Source organism: Acinetobacter sp. YK3 (genome assembly GCF_001729365.1).
Lineage (GTDB): Bacteria > Pseudomonadota > Gammaproteobacteria > Pseudomonadales > Moraxellaceae > Acinetobacter > Acinetobacter vivianii.
Genome location: NZ_LZPJ01000055.1, coordinates 1 through 16,244, shown reverse-complemented (window position 1 = coordinate 16,244; position 16,244 = coordinate 1). Strand labels below are relative to the sequence as shown.

The 16,244-nt window shown below is 43.5% G+C and carries 18 protein-coding genes; 6 read left to right on the top strand and 12 right to left on the bottom strand.

Translation table 11 applies throughout. The annotated features are described in order from the left end of the window. Positions 1 to 18: 18 nt before the first annotated feature. From A9Z07_RS05075 to A9Z07_RS05060, 4 genes are all read left to right on the top strand, one after another. On the top strand, positions 19 to 282 hold the full coding sequence (locus tag A9Z07_RS05075) for a PAAR domain-containing protein (RefSeq protein WP_069577465.1): 264 nt from the start codon (positions 19 to 21) through the stop codon (positions 280 to 282). A 318-nt stretch (positions 283 to 600) separates the two neighbouring features. Then, positions 601 to 1,371: a molybdate ABC transporter substrate-binding protein gene (gene modA / locus A9Z07_RS05070; RefSeq protein ID WP_047432207.1), complete on the top strand. Its 771-nt coding sequence runs from the start codon at positions 601 to 603 to the stop codon at positions 1,369 to 1,371. A gap of 4 nt (positions 1,372 to 1,375) precedes the next feature. Further along, positions 1,376 to 2,071, top strand: a complete 696-nt coding sequence (gene modB, locus A9Z07_RS05065; RefSeq protein ID WP_032810506.1) for a molybdate ABC transporter permease subunit — start codon at positions 1,376 to 1,378, stop codon at positions 2,069 to 2,071. Then, positions 2,068 to 2,685, top strand: coding sequence for an ATP-binding cassette domain-containing protein (locus tag A9Z07_RS05060; protein ID WP_069577463.1), 618 nt, complete (start codon positions 2,068 to 2,070; stop codon positions 2,683 to 2,685). The genes modB and A9Z07_RS05060 overlap by 4 nt, the downstream gene beginning before the upstream one ends. Here the strand turns inward: A9Z07_RS05060 and A9Z07_RS05055 are convergent. Continuing rightward, the gene (locus A9Z07_RS05055) at positions 2,680 to 2,946 is read right to left on the bottom strand and encodes a metal/formaldehyde-sensitive transcriptional repressor (RefSeq protein ID WP_005256644.1); all 267 of its coding nucleotides are present in this window, start codon (positions 2,944 to 2,946) and stop codon (positions 2,680 to 2,682) included. The two genes, A9Z07_RS05060 and A9Z07_RS05055, sit on opposite strands and share 6 nt — an antisense overlap. Before the next feature lie 56 nt (positions 2,947 to 3,002). On the opposite strand from A9Z07_RS05055, the gene dmeF reads away from it, so the two are divergent. Further along, positions 3,003 to 3,944, top strand: coding sequence for a CDF family Co(II)/Ni(II) efflux transporter DmeF (gene dmeF / locus A9Z07_RS05050; RefSeq protein WP_069577461.1), 942 nt, complete (start codon positions 3,003 to 3,005; stop codon positions 3,942 to 3,944). 42 nt (positions 3,945 to 3,986) lie between these two features. Here dmeF and chrA read toward each other — a convergent pair whose 3' ends face one another. From chrA to A9Z07_RS05015, 7 genes are all read right to left on the bottom strand, one after another. After that, positions 3,987 to 5,330, bottom strand: coding sequence for a chromate efflux transporter (chrA, locus tag A9Z07_RS05045; RefSeq protein WP_069577459.1), 1,344 nt, complete (start codon positions 5,328 to 5,330; stop codon positions 3,987 to 3,989). Positions 5,331 to 5,472: 142 nt separating this feature from the next. Beyond that, a complete protein-coding gene (locus A9Z07_RS05040) occupies positions 5,473 to 5,757 on the bottom strand; it encodes a gamma-butyrobetaine hydroxylase-like domain-containing protein (RefSeq protein ID WP_069577455.1) in 285 nt (94 codons plus the stop codon). Then, positions 5,747 to 6,739: a HEAT repeat domain-containing protein gene (locus A9Z07_RS05035; protein WP_069577451.1), complete on the bottom strand. Its 993-nt coding sequence runs from the start codon at positions 6,737 to 6,739 to the stop codon at positions 5,747 to 5,749. Before A9Z07_RS05035 ends, A9Z07_RS05040 begins: the two co-directional genes overlap by 11 nt. Positions 6,740 to 6,797: 58 nt before the next feature. Next, complete coding sequence (locus tag A9Z07_RS05030) at positions 6,798 to 7,043, bottom strand: ferredoxin family protein (RefSeq protein ID WP_004771227.1); 246 nt, start codon at positions 7,041 to 7,043, stop codon at positions 6,798 to 6,800. A gap of 10 nt (positions 7,044 to 7,053) precedes the next feature. Further along, positions 7,054 to 8,793 carry a fumarate reductase/succinate dehydrogenase flavoprotein subunit gene (locus A9Z07_RS05025; RefSeq protein WP_069577445.1) on the bottom strand — a complete coding sequence of 580 codons (1,740 nt, stop codon included), beginning with the start codon at positions 8,791 to 8,793 and terminating at the stop codon, positions 7,054 to 7,056. Between the two features lie 46 nt (positions 8,794 to 8,839). Further along, on the bottom strand, positions 8,840 to 9,592 hold the full coding sequence (locus A9Z07_RS05020; protein ID WP_069577439.1) for a GntR family transcriptional regulator: 753 nt from the start codon (positions 9,590 to 9,592) through the stop codon (positions 8,840 to 8,842). Positions 9,593 to 9,846: 254 nt separating this feature from the next. Beyond that, positions 9,847 to 10,791: a LysR family transcriptional regulator gene (locus A9Z07_RS05015; RefSeq protein WP_069577435.1), complete on the bottom strand. Its 945-nt coding sequence runs from the start codon at positions 10,789 to 10,791 to the stop codon at positions 9,847 to 9,849. A gap of 91 nt (positions 10,792 to 10,882) precedes the next feature. Between A9Z07_RS05015 and A9Z07_RS05010 the strand changes: the two genes are divergently transcribed. After that, on the top strand, positions 10,883 to 11,524 hold the full coding sequence (locus tag A9Z07_RS05010; protein WP_069577430.1) for a LysE family translocator: 642 nt from the start codon (positions 10,883 to 10,885) through the stop codon (positions 11,522 to 11,524). A 46-nt stretch (positions 11,525 to 11,570) separates the two neighbouring features. Here the strand turns inward: A9Z07_RS05010 and A9Z07_RS05005 are convergent, their stop codons facing one another. The 4 genes from A9Z07_RS05005 to A9Z07_RS04990 all read right to left on the bottom strand — a co-directional run bounded on the left by A9Z07_RS05005 (position 11,571) and on the right by A9Z07_RS04990 (position 16,135). Then, positions 11,571 to 13,523 (bottom strand): family 2A encapsulin nanocompartment cargo protein cysteine desulfurase, encoded by a 1,953-nt coding sequence (locus A9Z07_RS05005; RefSeq protein WP_069577425.1) that lies wholly within the window; start codon positions 13,521 to 13,523, stop codon positions 11,571 to 11,573. Beyond that, positions 13,498 to 14,430 (bottom strand): family 2A encapsulin nanocompartment shell protein, encoded by a 933-nt coding sequence (locus tag A9Z07_RS05000; RefSeq protein WP_069577421.1) that lies wholly within the window; start codon positions 14,428 to 14,430, stop codon positions 13,498 to 13,500. The genes A9Z07_RS05005 and A9Z07_RS05000 overlap by 26 nt, the downstream gene beginning before the upstream one ends. A gap of 201 nt (positions 14,431 to 14,631) precedes the next feature. Beyond that, positions 14,632 to 15,570, bottom strand: a complete 939-nt coding sequence (gene epsC, locus A9Z07_RS04995; RefSeq protein ID WP_069577416.1) for a serine O-acetyltransferase EpsC — start codon at positions 15,568 to 15,570, stop codon at positions 14,632 to 14,634. A gap of 55 nt (positions 15,571 to 15,625) precedes the next feature. Then, complete coding sequence (locus tag A9Z07_RS04990; protein ID WP_004771240.1) at positions 15,626 to 16,135, bottom strand: rhodanese-like domain-containing protein; 510 nt, start codon at positions 16,133 to 16,135, stop codon at positions 15,626 to 15,628. Between the last annotated feature and the right edge of the window lie 109 nt (positions 16,136 to 16,244).

The window sequence follows — 16,244 nt, the reverse complement described above, 5'->3', positions numbered from 1 at the left end:
CATGCGAGGGATGTGATTATGGCAACACCCTATATTGTTGTTGGTTGTCCAACCACGGGCGGTGGACAAGTCATTAGTGGGAACAGTAGTTTTTTGATTGAGGGTATTCCGATTGCCTGTGTTGGTGACAAGGCGACCTGTCCAAAGCATAAAACGGTTGCTACGATTGTGGCGGGTGATCCAAATATGCAGGTGATGGGCAAGGCCGCAGCACGTGTGAATGATCCTTTATCATGTGGTTGCAAGTTGTTGCCGAAGCAGAGTTTGGCGGTTAGAGCTTAGCTCAGATTGAGCATGGCTGTTGCTTCAATGGTTTCATAATTCTTATGCATCTTTTTCGGCATCATTCCTAAGATAACAACTCCTGTTATCCACTCAAGATAGACGACGTCTATTCAGCATCATTAACTTGATGTTTGAATAGACGTTTTTTTGTTTTTGCATCTAAAAATACTGATCACAACACATACCGTTCGATGCTTGATGACGTTACAAACAGATGAATGAATAAGAAGAACAAGACTGGCGAATTGTTATTTTTAGTGTATCTTTATTAAGCGATATATTTTTGAAAACATATCGAAATTTGAGGACAGAATAATGTCAATAACGATGAAAAAGACCTATCAATACTGTGCAGTTTTAGCCACCAGTTTATTCATCCAAACGCATGCGTTTGCGGGGAATACCCTCACTGTTTACGCAGCGGCCAGTTTGACCAATGCAGTGAATGAACTTGAGACCCTGTATGAGCAGAAGAATAAAACTGAAGTCAAAACCTCATATGCAGGTTCCTCAACCTTAGCCAAACAGATTGAAGCAGGCGCGCCAGCAGATGTATTTATCTCGGCTGATGTACAATGGATGGATTATTTACAGAATAAACAGTTGGTTGTGCCAACAGATCGCATCAATTTATTAGGCAATCGTTTAGTGGTGATTACGCCCAAGGATCGCCCGATTAAATTAAAAATGGATAAAAGTGTTGATCCTACCAAAGCCATTCAAGGCAAGCTTTGTACAGGTGATACCAAAAGTGTGCCTGTAGGGAAATATACAAAACAGGCTTTAACCTCTCTCGGTTGGTGGGGGAAACTTGAACCACGACTGGTTGAAACCGAAGATGTGCGTGCTGCGTTGAACTTTGTCGCACGTGGTGAATGTCAGGTTGGGATCGTTTACGCGACAGATGCTGCGATCAGCAAAGATGTCGTAGTTGCAGGAATTTTTCCTGAGAATACCCATCCACCGATTATCTATCCTGTGGGTCTGATCAAGAAAAATGCGGATTCAGTCAAATTCTATAAGTTTTTGCAAAGTGGGCAGGCAAAGGCAGTATTTAAAAAATATGGTTTTAGTGTGTTGCAGTAACTGAATGATGATCTTGAGTCCTGAAGAAATCGAAGTGTTAAAGCTGTCATGCAAAGTGGCGGCAGCGTGTTTGCTGTTTAGCCTTATTCCAGCAACGCTGGTTGCTTGGGTTTTGGCGCGTAAAGAATTTTGGGGTAAATCACTGTTCGAGACGCTGGTGTATTTACCTTTGGTTTTACCGCCTGTAGTTCCAGGTTATTTATTACTGCAATTGTTTGGTAATCGAGGATTATTTGGACAATATCTTGCGCCACTTGGTTTGGAGTTTGCCTTTAACTGGAAGGGCGCTGTATTAGCCTCTGCGGTGATGGGTTTTCCATTGTTGGTACAATCGATCCGACTGGCAATTGAACTGGTCGACCAGCGCTTGGAAATGGCTGCGAAGACTTTGGGTGCTTCTTCCTTTGGCGCATTTATGCAGGTGACATTACCGCTGGCCAGTAGTGGAATTTTGGTGGGGGGGATTTTATGTTTTTGCCGAAGTTTAGGTGAGTTTGGAGCAACGATTACTTTTGTGGGGAATATTGCGGGTGAAACCCGTACTTTACCTTTGGCAATGTATAGTCTGATGCAACAACCTGATACAGAAGCAGCATTGTGGCGATTGATTATTTTGTCATTGTCGGTAGCATTCTTCGCCTTGTGGTTTGCCCAGTGGTTTAACCGTTACCAAAAAAATAAGCGGGGTCACTCAGCATGATTGATTGTCATATCCAACTGCAACAAGGGCAATTTTGTCTGGATCAACGCTTTCAATCTGATCAGCCTGTGATTGGCTTATTTGGAGCTTCTGGCTCAGGAAAAACCACGATTTTACATAGCATTGCGGGTTTAATTCGGCCGCATTCTGGCTGGATTCGAGTTCAGGATCAGACGTGGTTTGATCATACTCAGAAAGTTAATCTCAGCACACAACAGCGTCGGGTCGGGCTCGTCTTTCAGGATGCACAGTTATTTCCGCATAAAAATGTTAAACAAAACCTGTTATTTGGTTTCAAACACATTGCACCACAGCAACGTCAGTTTGAACTGGACTATATGATTGAGCTGCTCAAATTGGGACATTTGACTGAACGTATGCCAATTAAGCTGTCAGGGGGAGAAAAACAACGGGTGGCTTTGGGACGTGCCTTGTTGTACTCACCACAATTACTGCTTTTAGATGAACCACTTTCTGCGCTGGACACGGCACATAAAGCAGAGATCATTCCTTTTTTTCAATGTGTGAAAGAGGAAGTGAAAATACCGATGCTCTATGTCAGTCATGATCGGTCTGAAATCGAACAACTTACCGATGAAATCTGGCACTTATAAATAGCGTTGTAACAATGCAAGAAACTGCTGAACTTCCTCATCATTAACGTGATCAGCATCTTTAAGTACATGCTCTTTTAAATGCTGTTCAATCAGTTGATTCATTAGGCCATTCACGGCACCTTTAACTGCAGCGACTTGTTGCAAAACTTCGATACAGGAACTTTCAGGACTTGAAAGTGACTTTTCAACGGCATTGAGCTGTCCTTGAATCCGTTTAACCCGATTTAAAATTTTTTTATCATGATGCAGATGAGCCATACTTTTTTTCCTAAAAAATATATACTGGGGTGGAGTATATTGGAAGCCTAGAATAAATGCAGCATACTAACCTAGAACGACGTCATTCTCATCAGTTTGATCAAGGAAATCCATTAGCACAAAAAAGAATTTTAATCGCAACGATTTTGACCGCCATAATGATGGTACTGGAAATTCTAGGCGGCTGGTTTTTTAATTCCATGGCTTTACTTGCCGATGGCTGGCATATGAGTTCACACATGCTGGCGCTGGGACTGGCCTATTTTGCTTATCGTATGGCGCGACATTATGCACAGGATCAGCGCTTTAGTTTTGGCACATGGAAAATTGAAATTCTGGCAGGTTATAGCAGTGCCATTTTATTGATGGTCGTGGCCTTTTTGATGGGCATACAGTCTCTAGAACGTTTATTTAACCCAGTGACTATTCATTTTAATGAAGCGATTCCAATTGCAATAGTGGGTCTCGTTGTCAACTTAATTTGTGCATGGTTATTACATGATGGCGGTCACGATGATCACCATCACCATTCGCATAACCATGATCATGAAGTGCATCATCATGGACATGACCATCATGATTTAAACCAAAAAGCAGCATTCCTGCATGTGGTCGCTGATGCGGTGACTTCAGTTCTGGCGATTATTGCTTTATTTGCGGCCAAGTATTTTGGCTGGAATTTTCTGGATGCTTTGCTCGGAATCGTTGGGGCATTGCTGGTTGCAAAATGGTCTTGGGGATTGATGCAGGAAACTGGAAAAACTTTACTGGATGCAGAAATGGGGCATCCCGTTGTCGAAGAAATTAAAGAAGTTATTGCACAGTTTCCACAGGTCGAAATCACGGATTTACATGTATGGAAGGTTGGGAAAGGGAAATTCTCTTGTATTCTAGGATTGGAAACCGCACTGGCTGATCTGACTCCTGATCAGGTTAAAGCTGGATTAGCGATTCATGAGGAAATCGTGCATGCCTCTATCGAAATCCATCATATTTAATACTGCAAGCATCGAGTAGATAACTCTACTCGATGCTTTGAATTAAGCTCCGATATATAAAATGAGGCCGCAAAAGGCTGAGGCAAAAATCACATACAGGACATTGAGCTGAAATTTAAATAAGGCAATCAGTGCACCTACTGTAATCAAGGCTGCTTCGTAATTAAAAGCATGGTCAAAACCCTTTGACCATAACACATGATAGCTAAAGAACAAGGCCAGATTTAAAATAACGCCAACTACGGCCGCCGTAATCGCAGTGAGCGGAGCAGTAAATTTCAGTTCATTATGGGTCGATTCAATAATGGGCGCGCCAGCTAGAATAAAGACAAAGGAAAATAAAAAGGTAAACCAGGTGACAATCACAGCACCTATTGCACCTGCTAAAAACAGTTGATGATTGCCCAATAAGGCATGATTATAAGCCCCCAAAAAGCCTACGAAAGCCACCACCATAATTAATGGGCCCGGGGTGCTTTCGCCGAGTGCCAAACCATCAATCATTTGGGTCGGGCTGAGCCATCCATAATGATTGACGGCACCTTGATAGACATAGGGCAGAACCGCATAAGCACCGCCAAAAGTGAGTAAAGCCGCTTTGGTAAAGAACCATGCCATTTGCGTATAGCCATGTTGCCAACCGAGACTTAGGGTTAAAAGCGTGATTGGAATCAGCCAGAGCAAAGCTGCGATGACTACGATTTTTATCAGGTTTGACCAGCGAAAAATGGCATGTGCTGGTGTCGGCGTATCATCATCAATCAGTGCTGTGCCATAGTTTTTTTGGCTATTTTGATGAGAGGTTTGATGGGTAAATAAATCTGGTTTTTTCTTACTCAGCATATAGCCTGCAAGCGCGGCAGCAAACACGATCAGAGGAAAAGGAATATTAAAAACAAAAATGGCAACAAAGGCCGCGGCTGCAATTAACCAAAGAAATGAATTTTTGAGCGTTCGGCTGCCTATGCGGTAAGTTGCATGAAATACAATGGCAGTAACCGCAGGTTTGATCCCATAAAACAGTCCTGCAATGATGGGTACATCTCCAAATTGTACATAAATCCATGACAGTGCAATCAGGATGAATAAAGAGGGCAGCACAAATAGAATTCCTGCAATCAAACCGCCTGTGGTTCGATGCATGAGCCAGCCGATATAAGTCGCGAGTTGTTGTGCTTCGGGGCCAGGGAGTAGCATGCAGTAATTCAGCGCATGTAAAAATCTTTTTTCAGAAATCCAGCGTTTTTGTTCCACCAGTTCCTGATGCATCACTGCAATTTGCCCAGCAGGGCCACCAAAGCTAATAAATCCTAATTTCAACCAGAATAAGAAAGCTTGCCAGAAAGGGACTGATTGAGTTGGGGGTACAGCATCCGGTGGTGGCATGGGAATTTCCAAAGTGTTTTATTTTTATCCTTGTATGATAAAGGATTATTACAATTGAGCTTAGCTATTTTAGTGGCTTAATAATTCAAAATAATGAAAACACGCGATCTATAGATCGATTTCTTTACTTTCAATAGTTATCTCAGCTATTCAATTCCTTTAAAAAAGCCCAAGGGAAAATCCCTTTATCGTGTCCATCATCAAAGCAAATTTGAATCCCATACCCTTGGGAATAGATGGCAGAGATGGCAACACGATCTGGATATTCAATCTCTCGTTGCTGTAGGCGCTTAGCTCGGCAAAAACCACAAGGGCAGCTGGCTCTGAGATGAGCATGGCTAAAATCCTTTGCTGTACCATCTTCCCAAGAGAGAAAAAGACGTTGTTGTTCGATATCTACTTTAAGTTGACTCGGTTCAAGCAGCATTGAATTTCTCCTGAATGAGTGCCAATCCAATACGAATCGATTTACGGACTTCTGGATCAGGATCTTCGGCATGCTGTAATAAAATATGCTGAGCTGATTCTCCGCCTATTTCCCCTAAGGCAATCGCGACTTCTTTACGTAAGTTACTGATGTCATGTTGGAAATTTTCTTGTAATTTGGCAATCGCTGCTTTGGATTTGAGTAAACCCAAACTACGGCTCACAGCAATTCGGACTTGCCAATAAGCATCATCCAGTTGCTGTAAAAGAGGTTGTTCTAATTCAATCGCTTTTAATTTACCGATAGTCAAGGCGGCTTCAACTCGGAGTTGCCATGCCTCAGCGATCAGAGAACTGTGTAAGGCAGATAAAATTTCGGGCGTTAACATTTGGCTAGCCGCTAAAGCACCTGTCGCAATACGACGAATTTCGATATCCAAATCATGCTGTGCGATCTGTGCCAGTGTTGCCAAGCCGTCCTGTTTCTGCAACCAGCTCAAGGTGCTAACCGCTTCTTTACGGACTAAAGGGTTGGCATGCTGAGCATGTTTGAGAATGGCATCAAATAACGATTCAGCGCGCAACTCTTTAAGCGCTCTCAAGATGGAAGCAACCACAAAGTCATCGGAATGCTGCAAATAGGTAGCCAGATGATGCGCAGATTCAGCATGCTTGATTTCACTGAGACTTTGCGCTGCTGCGATACGTACATTTTCATATTGATCATTCAATGCCTGTGCCAACGTATGTAAAGAGGTTGCATCTTGCCAACCTTCTAAGTGGGTGGCTGCCAGCTCACGTACTTTACTGGCGGGATCATGTAAAACGGCATGTTGTAACCAAGGTAATAATGCCGTTTGTTCTTCATCGGCAATATTCATCAGTGCGACAAAGCGGATATTTTCATCATCCTGATTCAGTTGAAAGAGATAATCCGCATAATCTTCATCAAGATCTGCAAGGCTTGGATAATTTAGGCTCATCTTTATTCTCCCCAAATCAGACTATTTGCCAAGTTATTAAATCTCATGCTGTTCCCCCTTATTTAAGTAAATATGGAATGTTGACCTGAATGGCATCGGTCGGGCAGTCCTTCTCGCATGGCATGCAATACCAGCATTCGTCAAATTGCATATAGGCTTTGTTACTGTCTGGATGAATCGCCAATAAGTCCATCGGGCAAACATCCACACAGACGGTGCAGCCTTTATCTGCAATACATTTGTCTTCATCTACTAATACGGGTGCGGCCGTACGATGGGAAATTTCTTTAAAAATAAACGCCATGTGATATTCCTTATTCGGCTGTTTCAGCCACTAATTTTTTATTAATCCGCAACAGGTTGTATGAATTGGCTTCATCTTCATCAATTGGAATCAGATAAGGCTCAACTGCTTTTTTAAAGCTGACCATATCGCCGTGCTGATCTTTTTTGAGATGGGCATGACAGAACCATTCCCGATCATTCTTTTCTGGGCAATCTGCACGATAGTGGTACAGTCCCCAACGGCTTTCTTCGCGGAATAGCGAGGCACGTGCCGCCATTTCGGCACAGTCGCGAATCACGGCAACTTCGGCAGCACGCATCAATTCATGTGGATGGCTGGCATTGATTTGCTCAATATCAGTTTTAATTTCTTCGAAGCGCTTTAGTGCAATTTCAATTTTTTGTCGGGTTTTCGGTGGCTGTAAATAGTCATTCACCATACGGCGTAACTTGTATTCCACTTGTTCCGATGACAATCCTTCTGGACGGTGTAATGGAGCAAAAATACGTGCTTTTTCGGCTTCAATTTCATCTGCATTCAGTTCTGAATCTGTCTGTTCTGCGACATATTCAGCGGCATTCACCCCAGCAAACCAACCATAGGTAAAGGCACCGAGCATGTAGTTATGTGGAACGGCTGCCATATCGCCTGCGCTATACAGACCTTTGACCGAAGTTTCTGCTTTTTCATTGACCCACACCCCGGATGCGCTGTGACCACTACAGAAGCCAATTTCTGAAATCTGCATTTCCACCATATCCTGACGGTAATCTGTGCCACGCCCTTCATGGAAACGACCACGGCTTGGACGTTCATTGGTATGTAAAATATCTTCAATGGTTTGAATAGTTTCTTCCGCCAGATGATCCATTTTCAGGAACACGGGGCCATTGCCACTTTGCAGTTCCTGATAGAACTCCCACATCATTTGGCCTGACCAGTAGTCACACTCAATAAAGCGCTCACCTTTGCTGTTGGCAGTATAACCACCCAAAGGCCCCGTCACATAAGCGCAGGCAGGGCCGTTATAATCTTTGATCAGTGGATTGATCTGGAAACATTCCAGATTGGAAAGTTCAGCCCCCGCATGGTAAGCCATGGCATAACCATCACCCGCATTGGTTGGGTTTTCATAAGTTCCCATGAGATAGCCAGATGCAGGCAAGCCCAAACGTCCAGCGGCTCCACAACATAAAATCGCAGCCTTGGTTTTGATTACATAGAAATCACCATTACGACAGTCAAAACCCAGTACCCCGTTGATGGCGCCTTCTGCATTTTTCAGCAGGCGAGTGGTGACGATACGGTTATTAATTTTGACCTGAGCGCGTTTCAGTTGGCGATACAGAACTTTTTTAATGTCATGACCTTCAGGCATGGGCAGCACATAAGCACCCATGTGATGGACTTTTTTGACCGCATATTCACCCGTTTCATCTTTTTCAAATTTCACGCCCCATTGATCCAGCTGCTGAATGGTGGTGAAACTATGCTTGGCGTAGGCGTAAACCGTGGCCTGATTAACAATGCCATCATTGGCAATGGTAATTTCCTTGGTGTATTGCTCAGGCGTGGCATAGCCTGGAATCACGGCATTATTCAAGCCATCCATGCCCATTGAGATTGCGCCGCTGCGTTTCACATTGGCTTTTTCAATTAATAAAACTCTCAGGTTGGGGTTGGCTGTTTTGGCTTTGATGGCTGCCATTGGGCCAGCCGTCCCCCCACCGATGACGACAATGTCATAGTCCAGTGTAATCGTATTCATGTTGTACCTTTTTTTGAGTGCGTTTTAATTCACAAAGTAATGCTGCTTAGGTATTTCGCTTTCGATCTACTCTTAAACGGTATTGGAAGCGCTCTCCTGAAAAATAGAGATATTCGAAATCAATAGGATGTCCTGCATGATCGTGAGTCAGTCGCTCCACTCTTAATAGCGGTGCATGGACATCGACTTGCAAAAGTTCACTGAGTTCTTCGTCAGCAAGCGTGGCATCAATATTTAAATCGGCATGTCCCAAAGCAATCGATAAATCTTCTTCAATGGCTAAAAACACATCGTGAGTGGAGAGATTGATCTGTTGCAAAGCTGTTCCAATTGCTTCGGGTAAATAAGTCAGTTCAAATGAAACGGGTTTACGATTGAGCAAGCGAATCCGTTTAATCTCCACCACAGTGCTGTTAACTGAAACTTTTAATTTCGATGCAATGTGCGGTGTAGCTGGAATAAAGCGGAATTCTTTGACTACGTTCAAAACTTCGTGTCCCAGATCGGTCATAGCTTCGGCAAAGCCTTGTAACTCAGAAATATTCTGAAAGCTTTTCGGTGCGCTAACGAAAGTACCTTTGCCTTGAATTTTGTAAATCAAGTGTTCGAGTTGAAGTTGATTGAGTGCCTGACGAATGGTGATACGACTGACATTAAATAATTCGCTCAGTTCTTTTTCCGACGGCAACTGCTGATGAATCTGGTAAGTTCCATCGACAATCTGCAGCAGCAGAGCCTGATAGACTTGATCATACAACGGGCGTTCGCCATTCACTTTATTTATAATCGCTTGGTTCATTGAACTTAAACTTGTTATAACAACTTGGTTGTTAGATTAGCGATTATGCAAAATGAAGAAAAATAACTTATGCAGCAAAAAATATCTGTTTTTGTGCATTACCTGATTGGTCGAATGAGAAATAAAGATGCTTTTTATTGTTTTATTTCTCTCTGGAGTTTATGGTTAAGTAATTAAAAAATAAAATTATTGTTGTTTTATGGGCTGCTGGTTTATTTGCTATTTTGCTTAATTTATAAATGAAAGTGATCGTTTTAATTTGGATGATTTTGCTGAAACAGGACGGGTTCAGCGGCTAATTTTTCAGCTAGATATTGAATGAAAACACTCAGTTTAGGCGGAACATGGCGGGTAGGTGGATAGAGTAACCATGCGCCACCGCTGTAGTGGGTTTTAAAATGCCAATCAGGTAAGACCTGAACTAGTGTGCCTTGTTCCAAAGCATGGCGTGCCACGAAGTACGGCAAACTGGCAATGCCTAAGTGTTGTAAAGCGGCACTGAGGCGCACCCCAGTATGATTGGCAGCATAACGACCACGCACCGCAACGGTAATGGGTTTCTGTTCCTGCTGGAATTTCCATTTCGAATCATTAGGTTGTTCACCCAAATAGATACATTGATGCTGTTTTAAGTCGTGGGGATGCTGTGGGATGCCATTTTTCTGCAAATATTCAGGTGTGGCACAAATCAAATGATCAATATCAATCAGTTTACGTCCCATCAATCCACCGGGCGGTTGTTCGGTAATGCGAATTGCCAGATCTACACCGTCATCAATCAAGTCAATATAACGGTCTTCCAATAGCAACTGAATATCAATTTTTGGATATAAGGCCAAGAACTCAGGCAAGTGAGGATGCAGCATAAAATGTCCAACCGCCTTGGGCACGCTGATCCGAATCACGCCTTGTGGTTCGATATGAAATTGTCCTGAACTTTCCATGACCGCTTGTGCTGCATTGACCAGATCCACGCAGCGCTCATAGACCTGCTGACCACTTTCACTCAAGCGCAGTTTTCGTGTGGTGCGATGCAATAAGCGCGTGCCTAGTGCACGCTCTAAACGGGCAATGGCACGACTAACCGCTGAAGGGGTTGAACCAAGCTGACGCGCCGTTTCAGAAAAGCTTTCCGTTTCGACAACTTTGACAAAGGTTGCCATTTCATTTAACAGAACCAGACTTTGATTTGTGCTCATGACGCAAAAGTTATTTGGATTTTGATTGGATTATCGCGCTTTAAAAATCGCAATACAATCTTTTCCTGTAGTCATGATGGAGATAAATCAAATGTGGCAGTTGTATGGACATGAGTTTCTGGCCTTGGCATTGATCCATTTTATGGCAGTTGTTTTACCGGGACCTGATTTTATTATTACGGTACGACAGAGTGTTCGATATGGCTATTTAATTGGTTGTATCACCGCGATTGGTATTGGTGTAGGCATCTCGGTACATGTGTTTTATACCTTGGTCGGTGTTGGGGTATTGATTCAGCAAAGTGTCTGGTTAATGTCGTTACTACGCGTGGCGGGTGCTGCTTATTTGATTTACTTGGGCTGGCAATGTTTACGTAGTCAACCAAATACCAATCTGGATATTCTGGCAGGTGAGGTAATGGGTAAACCGAGCCTAATCCAAGCCTTTAACATGGGTTTCTTAACCAATGCGTTAAACCCGAAAGCGACCGTTTTCTTTCTGGCGATTTTTACCACCATTGTGAATCCCGCGACGCCGTTGAAGATTCAAATTGGTTATGGCATCTGGATGTGTTTAGTCAATGCGCTATGGTTTATCTTGGTGAGTATCATGTTTTCACAACCGATTGTACGGAAACGCTTTTTAGAGTTTGGGGTGTATTTTGAACGCGTGATGGGGGTTATCCTGAGTGTGGTTGCAATACGATTAATCTGGAGTGTTGCATTTTCCTGAACATAAAAAAGACTGCGCTGAGGCAGTCTTTTTTATTGGAGAGGGGTTAAGCACTGCGTTTGTTTCTGGTCAATTGATGTAAAACAGATACCAATAAATCAACTTCTTCTGTGGTGTTATAAAAGGCTAAAGAGGGACGTACAGTCTGTTCTACACCAAAACGACGCAAGATTGGCTGAGCGCAATGATGCCCTGAACGCACTGCAATGCCATGTTGATTGAGTGCTTTACCCACTTGTTCAGTGGAATAACCTGCAAGGGTAAAGGACATGACACTGGCTTTGTTTTTGGCTGTGCCAATCGGTCTTAAGCCTGAAACCGTACTCAATGCATGCTGGCCATATTCGAGCAAGTCATGTTCATAACGGGCAATATTATGAATGCCTAGGCGTTCCACATATTCCAGTGCTGCACCTAAACCTACGGCATCGGCAATATTACCTGTCCCTGCTTCAAACTTATTGGGGGCAGGTTGGTAGACAACTTGTTCAAAACTCACGTCCTGAATCATATTACCGCCGCCTTCCCACACAGGCATAGTCTCCAGGATTTCAGGCTTGGCATACACCGCTCCAATACCTGTCGGTCCAAAGACTTTATGTCCTGAGAATACAAAGAAATCCGTATCAATCGCTTGGACATCGGTTGGCATATGCGAAACAGATTGGGCACCATCGACCAAGACGCGGACACCTTTGCTATGCGCGATTTTGATCACTTCAGCCACAGGTGTAACCGTACCTAAGGCGTTAGACACTTGGGTAATCGAAATCAATTTGGTCCGTTCATTAATCAGTTTGGGTAGTTCTTCCAAAATGATTTGACCGGTATCATCCACTGGAATGACACGGAGCTTGGCGCCGACTTTTTTAGTCAACTGGAACCACGGGACGATATTGGCGTGATGTTCAAGATGCGACACAATAATCTCATCACCCTCACCAATATTTTGTTCCCCCCATGTCTTGGCAATCAGGTTAATGCCTTCAGTCGTACCCCGGACAAAAATGATTTCTTTTGATGATTTTGCTCCAATAAAACGAGCCACTACATTGCGTGCATGTTCATAGGCATCGGTTGCACGTGCTGCCAGTTCATGCGCAGCGCGATGAATATTGGAATTTTCGTGCTGATAAAAATAGGCAATCCGATCAATCACGCTTTGTGGTTTCTGTGTCGTCGCTGCATTGTCAAACCAGACCAAAGGACGACCATTGACGCGTTCTTGCAGAATGGGGAAGTCACGACGGATCGCTTGAATATCCAAGGGCTGAGCGGCATTGGCAACAAACTGTGGCTGAGAAGGTTGATAATTGCCGTAACCCGCATTGTGTTGTGGCAGATCCAAGAAGTAAAAGCCTGAAGAGGCGTTATTTTTTGCTTGAGCTGAGGTTTGAGCATCTTGCTGCAACAAGCTTTTCAGTGAATTTCCATGAGGCAATTGAAAGGATTGCGCCGCGGCAAAATTGGCAGCATCAAATTCAGAACTTGACGAAGTTGGTGCTGAAGAATCATTTAAAAAATAAAAGGGTGAAGTCTCACTGCTTGAAGGACGAGATGATTCAACCACAGGGACATTCGGTGCACTATGAATGGCCTGTGGAAAATTAGGTTCAATGGGCGGACGAGGTAAATTGGCTCCGCCCACGACTGGCGCAGAGGCGATCGCACGGCGTTCGGGGTAGTCTGGATAGTTCGGAATATGCTCCGGGTATTCAGGGTTTAAACTTTTTTCGTAAGCAATATTGGGTGCACGACCACTCAGCGCCGCTAAAGGTTCAGCGGGCTGGGGTTGATGGGGCGGCGTACCGACATTGGGTAAGTCCAGATTTAGACCAGAAGAATGTCCATTACCAGCACTTGGTCGGGCAGCAAAAAATTCAGAGGCAAGCCGTGAAAGTGTTGCTTCATCTGGGAAGTTGGACGGTGGGTGAACACCATCCACTTCAGACCCTGATGGACGACTGTTTAAATTACTTGTAGTTAACTGGGTAGTCATGATATTTGTCCACCTCCACATCTTCGAGCACAGCCAAGGCATCCTCGGTCAATACTGCCAATGAGCAGTACAGAGAGATCAGATAAGATGCAATCGCATTGCGGTTGATGCCCATGAAGCGTACCGATAGGCCTGGGGATTGTTCACCTGCCAAGCCTGGCTGAAATAAGCCCACTACACCTTGACGTTTTTCACCTACACGCAATAACAAGATTTTGGTTTTACCATCTTCCACAGGAATCTTATTCGATGGAATCAGGGGAACACCGCGCCATGTAATGAATTGCGAACCAAATAAACTGACGGTTGGTGGTGGAACTCCTCGACGGGTACATTCACGACCGAAGGCACCAATTGCATCTGGATGAGCGAGAAAGAAGCCCGGTTCTTTCCAGACTTTACGGAGTAAATCATCAAAGTCATCGGGTGTTGGTGGCCCATTTAATGTGGAGATCCGTTGTTCATCTGCAACACTTGCCAATAGACCGTATTCAGGGTTATTGATCAATTCGCTTTCCTGACGTTCTTTAATGGTTTCAATGGTTAAGCGTAATTGTTCTTTAATCTGGTCATGTGGGCTGCTATACAGATCTGCAACACGGGTATGAATATCTAAAACGGTTGAAACTCCATTCAAGAAATATTCACGGGGTTGCGGATCATAATCCACAAAGGTTTGTGGCAAAGTCGCTTCATCACGTTGTGTACAAGCCACTTGAATGTCATCTGTATTATTGACATGGTTAACGCGATAAATACCTGCTTCGACAGGAATCCATTGCAATAAATGCGTGAGCCAACGCGGTGTAATGGTTGAAAGTTGTGGAACGGTCTTGGTGGCATTTGCAAGCTGTCTGGCAGCATGATCCCCAAGCGCAAGTTGGACTTTGTCTGTGGTTTTTGCCATGAATCATTTTTCCTGTTGTTTTGGCTTTGTTAAAAAATAATTAATTTTTAATGACGCATTTATTGAATGAAACAAAAGGGTTTTTTGAATGCATATTTTAATTGGGAAATAATTGGTTATTTTTATCCAGTTAAAATATCAATATAAAATTTTATCGTGCTTTATATTTTCAAAATCATTTCACTTATTTATTTCATTTAATTAGACATTAATATTCTGTAAAGACTCACTTGGTGACTGTAGAATCTGGCTGCCTGCTGCAACGTTATGGGTAAGCCATACATTCCCGCCAATAATTGAACCTTTGCCGATGGTGATTCGACCCAAAATTGTTGCACCTGCATAAATCACGACATGATCCTCAACAATGGGATGACGGGCATAATCTTTCTTTAAAGCACCATCATCATTCAGTTCAAAGCGTTTTGCTCCGAGTGTGACAGCCTGATAAATACGAACATATTCACCAATCACGGAAGTTTCTCCGATCACCACACCTGTGCCATGATCGATAAAGAAACCTTGACCAATTTGCGCTCCTGGGTGGATATCAATTCCAGTTGCTGAATGTGCCAGTTCAGAAATAATTCGCGAAAGTAACGGTACGCTGTGATAGAGCTGATGGGCTATGCGGTGATGAATAATCGCCAAGATTCCTGGATAACAGAGTAGTACCTCGTCGACGCTATGCGCTGCGGGATCACCTTCATAGGCCGCACAGACATCCGCATCCAGTAAGCGACGAATAGTAGGTAGCGTATTGGCAAAGTCCTGTACGATCGTTTGTGCCAAAACCACTTGTTGTTCATAGAGCAGTCTGTCATTGCTAGAAACGGGAATCTGTTTGACCCGACTTTTAGCTTCATAATTTAAGGCCAGTTTGACTTGTACAAACAGTTCATTCAGGACACGATCAAGGGTATAAGCAATATAGTAATCTTCGGTTTCCTGACGCAGATCGCTTGGCCCCAGTCGCATTGGAAAGAGGATGCCACATAAATCATCCAGAATAGATTTAAGTGCCTCCTTGGAGGGAAGCTCGCGGCCACCGAATTCTTTAATCCTGTGCTGGCGTTCGCGCCATTCATGGCGTGCTTGCTGTAAGCCCTCGATGACGGGCTTTATTTTCCATTGGCTCACGAGAATTCCTTAAAATAAGTCTTACAAATCATCAATACGTGTTTAAACAGCCGTCTTAATCTTGTAGCCAAGGAAGCTGATGGATACGCCAGCCATTACTTTGATTACGTTGCTGCTGATCATTTAAATCGCCTTCAAAGCCTTCCAGCACGTTATAAACCTGAGCAAAACCAGCGCTAAACGCGGCGGTTGCAGCCAAAGCGGAACGTTTCCCACTACGGCAGAGCAATAAGATGGTTTGGTCTTTTCCGACTTTGCTATCGAGTTCTTTGACAAAGCGGGGATTACGATTAAATGATGTGCCTGTTGCCCATGCAACATGAAGACTTTCAGGAACATAACCGACGAACTTACGTTCTTCTGCCGTGCGTACATCGACTAAAACGGCATGGCCGTTTTGAACCAAAAACCACGCTTCAGCAGGGGGAATACTCCCTGTAAAATCGAGTTCATTTTCTTCCGCATATTGTTGCGCACGCTGCAAGATGTCTTGTGGATCTGTCGAAAAACCGTGAGAACTGGCGGAAGATTCTACTGTTTGAGTGGAATCAAATTGAGCATTCATTTTTATAACCTTTATATTCATCAGCGGGATGATGTTTTTATCTTAGGCATGTTTTTATATTCAGGAAAATAATCAAAATTTATTTATATATCTACTTTTGATCAATAAT

Excerpts from the sequence above, each read along its gene's own strand:
- A9Z07_RS05020 (WP_069577439.1), bottom strand. The coding sequence starts at position 9,592 with ATGAACCAAGCGATTATAAATAAAGTGAATGGCGAACGCCCGTTGTAT.
- A9Z07_RS05060 (WP_069577463.1), top strand. The coding sequence starts at position 2,068 with ATGATTGATTGTCATATCCAACTGCAACAAGGGCAATTTTGTCTGGAT.
- A9Z07_RS05000 (WP_069577421.1), bottom strand. The coding sequence starts at position 14,430 with ATGGCAAAAACCACAGACAAAGTCCAACTTGCGCTTGGGGATCATGCT.
- A9Z07_RS05005 (WP_069577425.1), bottom strand. The coding sequence starts at position 13,523 with ATGACTACCCAGTTAACTACAAGTAATTTAAACAGTCGTCCATCAGGG.
- modB (WP_032810506.1), top strand. The coding sequence starts at position 1,376 with ATGATGATCTTGAGTCCTGAAGAAATCGAAGTGTTAAAGCTGTCATGC.
- modA (WP_047432207.1), top strand. The coding sequence starts at position 601 with ATGTCAATAACGATGAAAAAGACCTATCAATACTGTGCAGTTTTAGCC.
- A9Z07_RS05010 (WP_069577430.1), top strand. The coding sequence starts at position 10,883 with ATGTGGCAGTTGTATGGACATGAGTTTCTGGCCTTGGCATTGATCCAT.
- dmeF (WP_069577461.1), top strand. The coding sequence starts at position 3,003 with ATGCAGCATACTAACCTAGAACGACGTCATTCTCATCAGTTTGATCAA.
- A9Z07_RS05035 (WP_069577451.1), bottom strand. The coding sequence starts at position 6,739 with ATGAGCCTAAATTATCCAAGCCTTGCAGATCTTGATGAAGATTATGCG.
- A9Z07_RS05015 (WP_069577435.1), bottom strand. The coding sequence starts at position 10,791 with ATGAGCACAAATCAAAGTCTGGTTCTGTTAAATGAAATGGCAACCTTT.
- A9Z07_RS05055 (WP_005256644.1), bottom strand. The coding sequence starts at position 2,946 with ATGGCTCATCTGCATCATGATAAAAAAATTTTAAATCGGGTTAAACGG.
- A9Z07_RS05030 (WP_004771227.1), bottom strand. The coding sequence starts at position 7,043 with ATGGCGTTTATTTTTAAAGAAATTTCCCATCGTACGGCCGCACCCGTA.
- A9Z07_RS05025 (WP_069577445.1), bottom strand. The coding sequence starts at position 8,793 with ATGAATACGATTACACTGGACTATGACATTGTCGTCATCGGTGGGGGG.
- A9Z07_RS05040 (WP_069577455.1), bottom strand. The coding sequence starts at position 5,757 with ATGCTGCTTGAACCGAGTCAACTTAAAGTAGATATCGAACAACAACGT.
- A9Z07_RS05075 (WP_069577465.1), top strand. The coding sequence starts at position 19 with ATGGCAACACCCTATATTGTTGTTGGTTGTCCAACCACGGGCGGTGGA.
- chrA (WP_069577459.1), bottom strand. The coding sequence starts at position 5,330 with ATGCCACCACCGGATGCTGTACCCCCAACTCAATCAGTCCCTTTCTGG.
- A9Z07_RS04990 (WP_004771240.1), bottom strand. The coding sequence starts at position 16,135 with ATGAATGCTCAATTTGATTCCACTCAAACAGTAGAATCTTCCGCCAGT.